Below are 12,656 nucleotides of genomic sequence, written 5' to 3' on the forward strand. Positions count from 1 at the left end.
TCGGAGACAGATAATGCAGGGCTTGAAGGATAAGGAACTCTTTCGCCAGATGGGTTTGATCGGCGGCGCATGGAAAGCGGCCGCATCAGGCAAGACGGTCGACGTGATCGACCCGGCGACGCAGGCGGTGATCGGCACCGTGCCGGATATGGGCAGCGTGGAAACCCGCGCGGCCATCGAAGCCGCCAACGCTGCCTTCGGGCCGTGGAAGAAGAAAACGCACGCGGAGCGCGCGGCGCTTCTGGAAAAATGGTTCGCGTTGATGATCGAACACATCGACGATCTCGGCCTGATGTTGACCATCGAACAGGGCAAGCCACTCGAAGAGGCCAAGGGCGAAATCCGTTATGGAGCATCCTTCGTCAAGTGGTTTGCGGAAGAAGGCCGACGCATCAGCGGCGGCACCATTCCCTCTCCGACGCCGGATCGCCGTATCGTGGTGCTGAAGGAGCCGGTCGGTGTCTGCGGCATCATCACACCGTGGAATTTCCCGAACGCCATGATCACCCGCAAGGTCGCACCTGCATTGGCGGCTGGCTGCACCGTGGTCATCAAGCCCTCGGAATTCACGCCCTATTCGGCCCTAGCGCTCGGCGTTCTCGCCGAACGTGCAGGTATTCCGGCTGGCGTAATCAACATCGTCACCGGCATGCCGACGGAGATCGGCAACGAGATCATGGCCAATGAGACGGTGCGGAAAATTTCCTTCACAGGCTCTACCCGTGTCGGTTCGCTGTTGATGCGCGGTGCGGCCGACAGTGTAAAACGACTGTCGCTGGAACTCGGCGGCAATGCCCCTTTCATCGTATTCGACGATGCAGATCTCGATCTCGCCATCGAAGGCGCGCTCGTTTCGAAATTCCGCAATGGCGGTCAGACCTGCGTCTGCGCCAACCGCATTCTCGTTCAGGCGAGCGTTTACGATGCGTTTGCGAAAAAACTGGCTGATCGCGTCGATGCCATGCGTGTCGGACCCGGAACGGAGCTAGGTGTTTCCATTGGTCCGATGATCAACGAGCCGGCAATCGCCAAAATCCGCGCGCATATCGATGACGCCGTTTCCAAGGGCGCCGAGATCATTACCAAGCCTCATGATCTGCCTGAAGGTTCGCAATATACCGCACCGGTGGTGCTGACGGGCGCAACAACCGCCATGCGGCTGGCGAGCGAAGAGACCTTCGGGCCAGTCGCCCCGCTCTTCCGCTTCGAGACGGAAGAGGAGGCGATTGCGATCGCCAACGGCACTCCCTTCGGCCTTGCCGCCTATTTCTACACTGAAAGCCTCAAACGCGCCTGGCGCGTGGGCGAGGCGCTGGAGTTCGGCATGGTCGGCCTCAATACCGGCGCGATCTCCACCGAAGTCGCCCCCTTCGGCGGCGTCAAGCAATCCGGCCTCGGCCGCGAAGGCGCACAGGTCGGCATCGAGGAATATCTGGAAATGAAGACGTTCCACATCGGTGGACTTGCCTGAAGACTGTTTCTTTCTCCCCGCCTAAAGGGCCGCTCTGCGGCCCTTCTTTTTTGGTGCAAAATTGAAAAGCAGCACCCCCAGGGGTGGAAGAAAAATCCGGAGGCATGAATTGGTTTGACAAAGCCACGGCATTCACGTGTCGTGACCCCCGACTAGATCCGGGGTCCAGCGCGATCACGTCATTGATCGTAAAAGACTATTCACCGTGCAGGCGCGCAGTGGCTGGATGCCAGATCAAGTCCGGCATGATGAAGAAATGAACTAACGCGCTACTGAATCTTATCCAGCATCTTGTAATAAAGCCCTACCAAGGGAAGAAACCAGGGCTTGCCGAAATGGCCAGGCACCGCCGGCCAGTCCATCCCCTTCAGCGGGTTGTTATCCGGGCGGCCCAGAATGGCGTCAGCCATGATCATGCCCAGATGGGTGGAAAGCTGGGCGCCGTGGCCGGAATAGCCCATGGCGTACCAGACGCCGTCATGGAAACCGGCGCGGGGATAACGGTCCTTGGTCATATCAACCAGTCCGCCCCAGCAATAATCGATCGGCACATGCGCAAGCTGCGGGAATATGCGGTGAAGGCTGTCCATCAGGATCGCGCCACTTTTGGCATCCGAACGCTGGTCCGATGTCGTGGAAAAGCGCGCGCGGCCGCCGAAGATCAACCGGTTGTCCGGTGCGAGGCGGAAATAATTGCCGATATTCATGGTGTTGACGTAGGTGCGGTTACCCGGGACGGACGCCTTTATCTCGGCATCCGTCAACGGCCGCGTGGCGATGATGAAACTGCCGACCGCGATGATGCGGCGGCGGAAATAGCCGAAGCCGGAGGGCGTGTAGGCGCCGGTTGCCACAAGAACATTATCCGCGGTGACCTTGCCGCGCGCCGTTTCCAGCGTGTGTGTCTTTCCGTTCTGAGTTTGTTTCGTCACCGCCGCATTTTCAAAGATGACCGCACCATGGCGGCTGGCAGCCTGCGCAAGGCCGGCCACATAGCGGCCCATATGCATCATAGCGCTCTTCTTGGACAGCATGGCGCCATAAAAGGGAGAGCCGATTTCCGCCTTGAGATCGTCAACCGACAGAAGCGCCGTGTCGGGATCCACCTCGGCATGAACAGCCTCGAAATTTTTCGCCAGACTTTCGAAATGCTGCGGTTTCGAAGCCATTTTCAGCTTGCCGGCGCGGCGGAAATTACAATCGATCCCTTCCTCGGCGATCAGGCTTTCCAGCGTGTCGATCGAGGCATCCAGCGCCTTGTAGAGCGCGATGGCGCGCTCCTTACCGAGTTCCGCCTTCGCGGAGAGGTAGGAGTGGGCCAGCCCGTTGTTGAGGTGACCGCCATTGCGCCCGGAAGCACCCCAGCCGACGCGCTGTCCTTCAAGAACAACCACGCGCGCGCCCGCTTTTGCCAGCTGGCGCGCAGCACCCAGACCCGTGAAGCCGCCACCAATGACGGCCACATCGTAATGGCCTTCGACAGGACCTTGCGCCGCCCCCGCAAACAGGGGCGCCGTGTCGTGCCAATAGGAGACGAGCTTCATGATCCGGTCCTTCCTTACAGTCCAACGACGCCCGCGAGACCGGAAATATCGGAGATCTCCGTATAACCGTAATAGGGGTTTGCCGGTTCGTGGCCGCGGTTGACCCAGACCTTGTTCTTGATGCCGAGATCGTGCGCGGACATCAGGTCGTAGCGGAAGGAGGACGAGACGTGCAGAATATCTTCCGGGCCGCAGCCGAGCATGTCGAACAAATATTCGAAAGCCTTGAAATGCGGCTTGTAGGCCTGCGCCTGTTCGGCGGTATAGACAGCATGGAACGGCGCGCCAAGCTTTGCCACATTCGACATGATCTGCGAATTCATGGCGTTAGACAGAATGACCAGCGGAATTTCCTTGGCAACCTTCGCCAGACCGGCCGGAACGTCCGCATGCGGACCCCATGTCGGAACGCGCTCATACACCATTACCGCATCTTCGTCTTTGAAGGCCACACCGTTGCGCTTGCAGGTGCGCGACAGGGCGTTATGGACAACTTCGGCGTAAGGCTTCCAGTCATGCATGACCTCGTCCAGGCGATAGGCAGAGAAGTCCTTGATGAATTGCTGCATCTCGGCCTCGCCCAGACGATCACCATAGAGATCGCGGGCAGCTTCTGCCATCTGGAAATGAATCAGCGTACCGTGGCAATCGAAAGTGATGTATTTCGGGCGGAAGATGGTCATGTCGTCGTCCTTGCTTGGGGATGGGTGGTGGCTGCAATAACAAGATCATAGAGGCCTTTGCCCGGTCGACGCACTGCAATTGCCATTCTCGAAAGCAGATTGTTGCGTATGCAGCCGCCAGTTTGGCAGAGAGTTGCGTGCGATAAAACCGGAAGCCGCCGCCCACCCCCGTTCTGCGGATGGAAGCAGATGATGTGCGGCATAAGATGCGGCGGCGGGTAAAAGCAACAGTGAAACATATCGAACCTTGCCATTCGTCGGGACAATGTTCTTTTGCCGCCGGTCTATCAATGAACATGAAGAATAAAACGGAGTTGGGCCATGCAAGCCAGCCTCATCGATATCCAGAAATTTGAGCCGCAACACCTCGACGCCGCCGTCGAGCTTTCCCGCCAGGCCGGTTGGCCACACCGCCGGGAAGACTGGGCGCTCGTCCTTTCACTGAGCAAGGGTTTCGTCGCTATCGAAAACGGTCGCGTCGTCGGAACCGCAATGGCCACGCTTCTCGGAGACACCTGCGCCACCGTCAACATGGTGATCGTGGACGAGGCCATGCGCGGCCGTGGTCTCGGACGCAAGCTGATGCAGGCAGTCGTCGATGCTGCGGAAAATCGCGAGTGCCGTCTGACCGCCACCGCTGAAGGCCTCCCCCTCTATGAGAAGATGGGGTTCGTCGCATGCGGCGAGGTGCGTCAGCACCAGGGAATTCCTACGGCCGCCGATAAGCCCGCTAACGTGGCATGGGCAGAAACGATTGTACCGGCCGAGCTTGGCGCACTCGACGCGCAGGCATTCGGTGCGGATCGTACGGCACTCTTTACCGAGCTTGCAGATAGGGCACGGTTTGCGGTGGTTCAACAGCATGGCGCCATCATGGGTTTTGCAGGCCTTCGCGCCTTTGGCCGTGGTGAAGTCATCGGCCCGATTGTCGCGGAAACTGCTGAAATCGCAAAGGATTTGATTGCCTTCGTAGTTTCCGAGCGCCCCGGCGCATTCCTGCGCGTAGACACCACCACCGAGACGGGACTTGGTCCCTGGCTTGCCGAATACGGTCTTGCCCATGTCGGTGGCGGCATCGCCATGCGCCGACCGAAGGCGGAAACCTTTGCCGACAAAAAACTGAAAACATTCGCGTTGACCAGCCAGGCGCTGGGCTGAATCCGGAGAGACCCATGTTAAGCAATTCACTGATCGAGCTCGACCGCGCCCATCTGGTGCACCCTGTCTCTTCCTTCCGTGGCCATGAAAAGCTTGGCGTTCGCGTGCTGAAATCGGCAAAGGGTGCAACGATTACCGACATGACCGGCCACCAGCTGATCGACGGTTTTGCCGGCCTCTGGTGCGTCAATGCAGGCTATGGCCATGACAGCATCGTGGAAGCGGCGGCAAAGCAGATGCGTGAACTGCCCTATGCCACTGCCTATTTCGACATTGGCAGCGAACCCGCCATTCGCCTGGCCTCCGAACTCGCCGACCGCGCGCCCGGCGATCTCAACCACGTCTATTTCACGCTTGGCGGATCCGACGCGGTGGACAGCACCATCCGCTTCATCCGCTATTACTGGCACGCCAAAGGCCAGCCGCAGCGCGACCAGTTCATTTCCATCGAACAGGGTTATCACGGCTCCACCACCGCCGGTTCAGGCTTGACTGCGCTTCCCGCCTTCCATGCAGGTTTCGGCGTGCCTTACGACTGGCAGCACAAAATTCCGTCTCACTATGCCTATCGCAATCCGGTCGGGAGCGACCCCGCCGCCATCATCGCCTCTTCCCTGCAAATCCTGAAGGACAAGATCGAGGCTATCGGCCCGGAGCGGGTCGCCGCCTTTTATGCAGAGCCCATTCAGGGCTCCGGTGGCGTTCTGGTGCCGCCGCCTGGCTGGATCAAGGCCATGCGAGAACTCTGCCGTTCCTACGGCATTCTCTTCGTTGCCGACGAAGTTATTACCGGCTTCGGCCGCACGGGACCACTGTTTGCCTGTGCCGACGAAGATATCGTGCCGGACTTCATCACGGCCGCCAAGGGTCTGACTTCGGGCTATGTGCCGATGGGCGCCGTCTTCATGGCCGACCATGTTTATGATACAATAGCCGACTTCGCTGGCGATGCCGCGGTCGGGCACGGTTATACCTATTCCGCCCATCCCGTCAGTGCCGCCGTTGGTCTCGAAGTGCTGAAACTTTACGAGGGCGGGCTGCTGGAAAACGGCCGGCGCGCCGGTCAGCGGCTGATGGCCGGGATGGAAGGATTGAGAAGCCATCCGCTGGTTGGCGATGTGCGTGGCCGGGGCATGCTTGCCGCTATCGAACTCGTGACCGACAAAGAGAGGAAAACCCCGTTGCCGGCTGCAGCGGCCCCTGCACGCAAGGTTTTTGACCGCGCCTGGGAAAACGGCCTCATCGTGCGCGCCTTCGCCAACGGCATCCTCGGCTACGCGCCGCCGCTGTGTTGCACCGATGACGAGATCGACGCCATTATAGAGCGGACGCGGAAAACCCTCGACCAGACGCTCGAGGACCCGGCAGTGCGGGCCGCCATGGCCTGAGGCGAACAGTGGATGGCGTTGCGGCACCTTCTCGAAATGTCGCAACGCCGCACATATTCGCAATATTCTGCCGAAGACCCGATCCTTTTCGGAGAATCCGGCGCGCTGGAACTGCCAAACTATCAACAGAAAAAGCACTAAACGCCATAAAAAAGGGCGTTAGCGAGAATGGGAACGGGGCAAGGATCCCGTCCGGGAACAGAATAAAATGCCGCAGCCTTCCCAAGGGCTCTGCGCGGCAAAGCGGAGACCGACATTGCCCAAGAAACTGAGCGACTTCAAATATATGAGCTTCGACGTGGTGGGAACTCTCATCGATTTCGAAGGTGGCTTGAAATCGACCCTGATCCAGATCGGCGCTGAAAACGGCGTTGAGGTCGACGGTGAAAAGGCGCTTAGCCTTTACCGCGCGGCGCGTTACTCCGACGCCACCGATCTGTTTCCGGACGATCTCGTCCGCGTCTACCTGATCATCGCTCCGGAACTCGGTTTGCCGGCGGAGCGCGCTCTGGGTGAGCGCCTGCGCGACGCGGCAAAAAACTGGAAAGGCTTTGAAGACAGTCGCGCCGCGATGGCCGAGCTTGCAAAGACGCATCGTCTCATTGCCATGACCAACGCCCAGCGCTGGGCCTTCGAGTATTTCTCGAAGGAACTCGGTAGTCCCTTTTACGCCTCTTTCACAGCGGATGATACCGGCACGGAAAAGCCGGATCCAGCATTCTTCGAGAAGGTTTTCGCCTTCGTTGAAAGCGAAGGCGCATCGAAGGACGACATTCTGCACGTTGCGCAGAGCCAGTACCACGATATCGGCATTTCACGGAAACTCGGGATGACCAATTGCTGGATAGAGCGCCGCCACGCCCAGAAGGGATATGGCGGCACCATCGAGCCGGAGAACTTTACCGAACCGGACTACCACTTCACCTCGATGGCCGGCCTTGCCGAGGCCACGAGACACTCGGGCCGCTGAAGCGCCTGTGGCATGACGCGCACTGGGGCGTGGATGCCGAAAATTACTGCAGATGCCATTTCAACAAATTATACAAAAGGGGAAGACCATGAGTGACAGGATTACAAATTGGACCCGCTCTGACGATGCCGCCGTTGAACAGGCTATCCGTCGCGGCGCGACGCGGCGAGAGCTGCTTCACATGATGCTGGCCGGCGGCGTAGCACTTTCCGCCGGTTCGGCCATTCTCGGCCGCGCCTCGCAGGCGCTGGCGGCCACTCCCGTTTCCGGCGGCACGCTGAAGGCGGCCGGCTGGTCCTCCTCCACGGCCGACACGCTCGATCCCGCAAAAGCCTCGCTTTCGACGGATTACGTTCGTTGCTGCGCGCTCTATAACCGGCTGAGCTTCCTCGATGTTTCCGGCACGCCCCAGATGGAGCTGGCCGAATCCATCGAAACGAAGGACGCCAAGACCTGGACCGTTAAGCTGCGTTCCGGCGTCACCTTCCATGACGGCAAGGCACTGACCGCCGATGACGTGGTCTATTCGCTGAAGCGTCACCTTGACCCGGCCGTCGGTTCGAAGGTCGCCAAGATCGCCGCCCAGATGACCGTCTTCAAGGCGATCGACAAGAGCACCGTCGAGATCACGCTGGCAAACGCGAATGCAGACCTGCCGGCCATCCTGGCATTGCATCACTTCATGATCGTTGCCGATGGCGCGACCGATTTCTCCAAGGGGAACGGCACCGGTGCCTTCAAGCTGGAGAAATTCGAACCCGGCGTCCGCTCGATCATGTCGAAAAACACCAATTACTGGAAACAGGGTGGTCCGCACGTCGATAGCTTCGAATTCTTCGCGATTGCCGAAGACAATGCCCGCGTTAACGCCCTCATTTCGGGCGATATCCACCTCGCAGCGGCTATCAATCCGCGTTCGCTGCGCCTGCTCGACAAGCAGGAAGGCATCGTTCTGTCCAAGGGAACGTCCGGCAACTACACCAACCTCAATATGCGGCTGGACCAGACGCCCGGCAACAATGCCGATTTCATCGCTGGCATGAAGTCGATCGTCAACCGCGAGCAGATCGTCAAAGCGGCTCTGCGTGGCCTCGGCGAAGTCGGTAACGACCAGCCAGTGCCGCCAATGAGTCCCTACCACAATCCGGACCTCAAGCCGAAGGCCTTCGATCCTGATAAGGCGAAGTTCCACTTTGAAAAAGCGGGTCTTATCGGTCAGTCCATCCCCGTCATCACCTCGGATGCTGCAAACTCTGCCGTGGACATGGCGATGATCATCCAGGCGTCGGCCGCAGAAATCGGTGTAAAGCTGGATGTGCAGCGCGTTCCCTCGGACGGTTACTGGAGCAATTACTGGCTCAAGGCGCCTATTCACTTCGGCAATATCAACCCGCGCCCGACCCCGGATATTCTGTTCTCGCTGCTTTACGCCTCCGACGCGCCGTGGAACGAAAGCCAGTACAAGTCGCCAAAGTTCGACAAGATGATGCTCGAAGCACGCGGCATGCTGGACATGGACAAGCGCAAGCAGATCTACTTCGAAATGGAAAAGATGATCGCCGACGAAGCCGGCACCATCATTCCCGCCTATATCACCAATGTCGACGCCATCACCTCCAAGCTGAAGGGTCTGGAAGCCAATCCGCTCGGCGGCATGATGGGTTACGCGTTTGCTGAATACGTCTGGCTCGAAGCCTGATAGACCAAGGGGCCGGGCGCCGATGCGCCCGGCAACCTTTCCGCCGGTGCGGGAAGCCTCCACAGCTGGAGCGACACTTTGAAAAACAAGCGGTTTTCGCCTGATATCTCGCTCCAGCCACATAATTTGGATCATGATGATTTCAGGTCGATCGGGCCTGAAATCATCATGATCCAGGCAGGTCGCAGGAGCATGTAAATGAACAGCCGGATACTCTCCCTTATCGCCAGGCGGCTGGTCGTCATGCTGACGACGCTGCTTATCGTATCGTTTATCGTCTTTTCCGCCACCAGCCTGCTGCCCGGCGACACGGCAACTATCCTTCTTGGCCAGTCGGCAACGCCGGAGGCCGTGGCTGGTCTGCGCACCGCCATGCATCTCGACGACCCGGCGCTTCTGCGTTTTGTCCGCTGGCTTTTTGGCCTGCTGCACGGCGAACTCGGCACGTCCTACGCCAACAATATGGCGATCGCCGACCTCATAGGCCCACGTTTCGTCAACTCCATGAAGCTTGCCGGCATCACCACTGTTATCGCCGTGCCGCTGGCCCTGACGCTCGGCATCAGCTCCGCCATGCTGCGTGGAACGCTTTATGATCGCACCGTCACCATCCTGACCATCGGTGTCATTTCGGTGCCGGAATTCATGATCGCGACGCTCGCGGTTCTGCTGTTCGCCGTATACCTGAAGTGGCTGCCAGCCCTGTCGCTGGTCAGCGAGGTGCATACCGTGTTCGATGTGCTGCGGGTTTACGCCATGCCGGTCATCACGCTCACCTTCGTCGTGTCGGCACAGATGATCCGCATGAGCCGCGCCGCCGTCATCGAGACGCTCGATACGCCCTATGTGGAAATGGCGCTCCTGAAGGGCGCTCCGCGCATGCGCATCGTCCTGCGCCACGCACTTCCCAATGCGCTTGGTCCCATCGTCAATGCGGTTGCTTTGTCGCTTTCCTATCTCGTCGGCGGCGTCATCATCGTCGAGACTATCTTCAATTATCCAGGCATCGCCAAGCTGATGGTTGATGGCGTCGCGACCCGTGATCTGCCGCTGATCCAGAGCTGCGCAATGATTTTCTGCGTCGGTTATCTCCTCCTCATCACAACCGCCGATATCATCGCCATCATGTCCAATCCGAGGCTGCGCTGATGACCGACAATATCAAAACAACTTCGGGGACCTCGCGCTTGGGTTACAAAATCAACGTCGTCGGCGTTTTCGGCTTTCTCGTCATTTTTCTCTGGGCCATGGTTGCGATCTTTGCGCCCTATCTCATCCCGCATCCCGTGGGTGAAATCGTCGATCTCGATTATTTCGGTCCGATGACCTCCGATCTCTGGCTCGGCTCCGACTATCTCGGCCGCGACGTGTTTTCCCGCATTCTCATGGGCGCGCGTTTCACGGTCGGCATTTCACTTGCGGCCGTAACGATCGCCTGCGTGTCGGGCGTCGTTCTCGGCATGAGCGCTGCCGTGGTCGGCGGCTGGTTCGATGCGGCCCTCAGCCGTTTTCTCGATGCGGTGAACTCCATTCCAAGCAAGCTTTTCGGACTTGTGGTTGTCGCTGCCGTCGGCTCCTCCATTCCTGTGCTGATCGTCACCCTGTCGGTAATCTATACGCCGGGCGCCTATCGCTTTGCCCGGGCGCTCGCCGTCAATGTCAACACCATGGATTTCGTCACCGTGGCCCGCGTGCGCGGCGAGAGCCTCTTGCACCTCATCAGCTCCGAAATCCTGCCCAACATCATCCGTCCTGTGCTGGCCGATCTCGGCGTGCGCTTTGTGTTCATCGTGCTGCTTCTGTCGGGCCTTTCCTTCCTCGGTCTCGGCCTGCAGCCGCCGAATGCAGACTGGGGTGCGCTGGTGCGTGAAAACATCGGCGGCCTGCCCTTTGCCGCGCCAGCCGTGATCTTTCCGTCGTTGGCGATTGCCAGCCTGACGATCAGCGTCAATCTGCTGATCGACAATCTGCCGCAGAAAATCCGCGACAGGAGCGAATAATGACAAATCTTGTTGAAATCCGTGGACTTAAAGTCGAGGCGACCACCGATTCCGGCCGCCGCATCCAAATCATCAGGGGTGTAGACATCGATATCGCCGATGGCGAGATCGTCGCATTGATCGGCGAAAGCGGCTCCGGCAAGACCACCATTGCACTGACATTGATGGGATATGCCCGCACAGGCTGCCGTATATCCGGCGGCAGCGTCACGGTGGCAGGCCGCGACATGGTACAGCTTTCCGAAATGGAACGGGCAAAGATCCGCGGTACGAAAATCTCCTACGTCCCTCAAAGCGCCGCAGCCGCCTTCAATCCGGCGCAAAAGATTATCGACCAGGTCATAGAGGTCACCCGCATCCACGATCTGATGCCGCCGCAGGAGGCGCGCCAAAGAGCGGTGGAACTGTTCAAGGCATTGTCGCTGCCCAATCCCGAAACCATCGGCGACCGTTATCCGCACCAGGTTTCCGGCGGCCAGCTTCAGCGTCTCTCCGCAGCCATGGCGCTGATCGGCAACCCGGACCTGGTCATTTTCGACGAACCGACCACGGCACTCGATGTGACGACACAGATCGAGGTTCTCCGCGCCTTCAAATCAGCGATGCGCAAGGGCGGTATCGGCGGCGTTTATGTTTCGCACGATCTCGCAGTCGTCGCCCAGATTGCCGACCGGATCGTGGTGCTGAAAGGCGGCGAGATACAGGAAACCGGCACGACCACGGATATTCTCGAGAATGCCCAGCATCCTTATACGCGGGAGTTGCTCACCGCTTTTAATGACAAGGTACGCACCGTAGCGCCGCTAAAACAAAGTGACGCGAAGCCGCTGCTGGATATCGAGAAGCTGATCGCCGGATATGGAACGAAAGGTGACGACCATATGCCGCTGGTGCGTGCGGTCGATTCCGTCAGCCTTGCAGTCTATCCCGGACGCAATCTCGGCATCATCGGCGAATCCGGTTGCGGAAAATCGACGCTGGCGCGCGCCATTGCCGGCATTCTGCCCGCCGCCAGCGGTCATGTCATCTTCGAAGGTCGGCAGCTGGATGCCGATGCCCGCCAACGCACCAGCGATCAATTGCGCCGCATGCAGATCGTCTTCCAATATGCCGATACGGCGCTCAACCCGGCCAAATCCATCGAGGATATTCTCGGCCGGCCGCTGACCTTTTATCACGGCATGAGAGGCAAGGCGCGCGACGCCCGGATCGACCAGTTGCTGGATATGGTGAAGCTGCCGCGCTCGGTTCGCCACCGCCATCCTTCCGGTCTGTCGGGCGGACAGAAGCAACGCGTCAACTTCGCCCGCGCACTCGCAGCAGAACCATCGCTCATCATTTGCGATGAAATTACGTCGGCGCTTGATACGGTCGTCGCAGCCGCGATCATCGACCTGCTCGGCGAACTCCAGCGAGAGCTGAACCTCTCCTACATCTTCATCAGCCACGATCTCTCTGTGGTGGAAACCATCTGCGACGAAATCGTCGTGATGTATGGCGGGCAGAAAGTGGAGCATCTGGCAACGGAAGCGATCAAGTCGCCGACCCATCCCTATTCGAAGCTCCTGTTCTCCTCGGTACCGAAGCTCGACCCGAAATGGCTCGACAATCTTCAGCAGGATGCAGAGTTGGTGCGGGCGTTTTCCAAGAGGTGACAACATCACTTTCGTCATCCTCGGGCTCGTCCCCAGGATGACGTTGAGTACGAAGCGACGTATCTCGATACTCTGGCGCCCCTGCAAA

The 12,656-nt window shown here is 59.1% G+C and carries 10 protein-coding genes; 8 read left to right on the plus strand and 2 right to left on the minus strand.

The window, feature by feature from the left end:
• The first annotated feature begins 13 nt into the window (after nucleotides 1–13).
• Complete coding sequence (locus AC1DCP_RS10625; RefSeq protein WP_111788618.1) at nucleotides 14–1,471, plus strand: NAD-dependent succinate-semialdehyde dehydrogenase; 1,458 nt, start codon at nucleotides 14–16, stop codon at nucleotides 1,469–1,471.
• A 269-nt stretch (nucleotides 1,472–1,740) separates the two neighbouring features.
• Here the strand turns inward: AC1DCP_RS10625 and AC1DCP_RS10630 are convergent, their stop codons facing one another.
• A complete protein-coding gene (locus AC1DCP_RS10630) occupies nucleotides 1,741–3,015 on the minus strand; it encodes an NAD(P)/FAD-dependent oxidoreductase (protein WP_065659587.1) in 1,275 nt (424 codons plus the stop codon).
• 14 nt (nucleotides 3,016–3,029) lie between these two features.
• Entirely contained in the window at nucleotides 3,030–3,698 is a 669-nt protein-coding gene (locus AC1DCP_RS10635; protein WP_003511068.1) for a haloacid dehalogenase type II, read from the minus strand.
• A 321-nt stretch (nucleotides 3,699–4,019) separates the two neighbouring features.
• Here AC1DCP_RS10635 and AC1DCP_RS10640 point away from each other — a divergent pair, with 321 nt between their 5' ends.
• The 7 genes from AC1DCP_RS10640 to AC1DCP_RS10670 all read left to right on the plus strand — a co-directional run bounded on the left by AC1DCP_RS10640 (nucleotide 4,020) and on the right by AC1DCP_RS10670 (nucleotide 12,568).
• Nucleotides 4,020–4,856, plus strand: a complete 837-nt coding sequence (locus AC1DCP_RS10640) for a GNAT family N-acetyltransferase (protein WP_112959479.1) — start codon at nucleotides 4,020–4,022, stop codon at nucleotides 4,854–4,856.
• A gap of 14 nt (nucleotides 4,857–4,870) precedes the next feature.
• Nucleotides 4,871–6,244 carry an aminotransferase class III-fold pyridoxal phosphate-dependent enzyme gene (locus AC1DCP_RS10645; protein WP_476774258.1) on the plus strand — a complete coding sequence of 458 codons (1,374 nt, stop codon included), beginning with the start codon at nucleotides 4,871–4,873 and terminating at the stop codon, nucleotides 6,242–6,244.
• 256 nt (nucleotides 6,245–6,500) lie between these two features.
• Nucleotides 6,501–7,214 carry an HAD-IA family hydrolase gene (locus AC1DCP_RS10650; RefSeq protein ID WP_112191967.1) on the plus strand — a complete coding sequence of 238 codons (714 nt, stop codon included), beginning with the start codon at nucleotides 6,501–6,503 and terminating at the stop codon, nucleotides 7,212–7,214.
• Nucleotides 7,215–7,302: 88 nt separating this feature from the next.
• Entirely contained in the window at nucleotides 7,303–8,913 is a 1,611-nt protein-coding gene (locus AC1DCP_RS10655; protein WP_476774259.1) for an ABC transporter substrate-binding protein, read from the plus strand.
• Between the two features lie 198 nt (nucleotides 8,914–9,111).
• A complete protein-coding gene (locus tag AC1DCP_RS10660) occupies nucleotides 9,112–10,062 on the plus strand; it encodes an ABC transporter permease (protein WP_112152993.1) in 951 nt (316 codons plus the stop codon).
• Nucleotides 10,062–10,913, plus strand: a complete 852-nt coding sequence (locus AC1DCP_RS10665; RefSeq protein ID WP_013761653.1) for an ABC transporter permease — start codon at nucleotides 10,062–10,064, stop codon at nucleotides 10,911–10,913. Before AC1DCP_RS10660 ends, AC1DCP_RS10665 begins: the two co-directional genes overlap by 1 nt.
• The gene (locus AC1DCP_RS10670) at nucleotides 10,913–12,568 is read left to right on the plus strand and encodes an ABC transporter ATP-binding protein (RefSeq protein WP_112191966.1); all 1,656 of its coding nucleotides are present in this window, start codon (nucleotides 10,913–10,915) and stop codon (nucleotides 12,566–12,568) included. The genes AC1DCP_RS10665 and AC1DCP_RS10670 overlap by 1 nt, the downstream gene beginning before the upstream one ends.
• Nucleotides 12,569–12,656: the final 88 nt, after the last annotated feature.

This window comes from Agrobacterium sp. 10T429 (genome assembly GCF_056393925.1).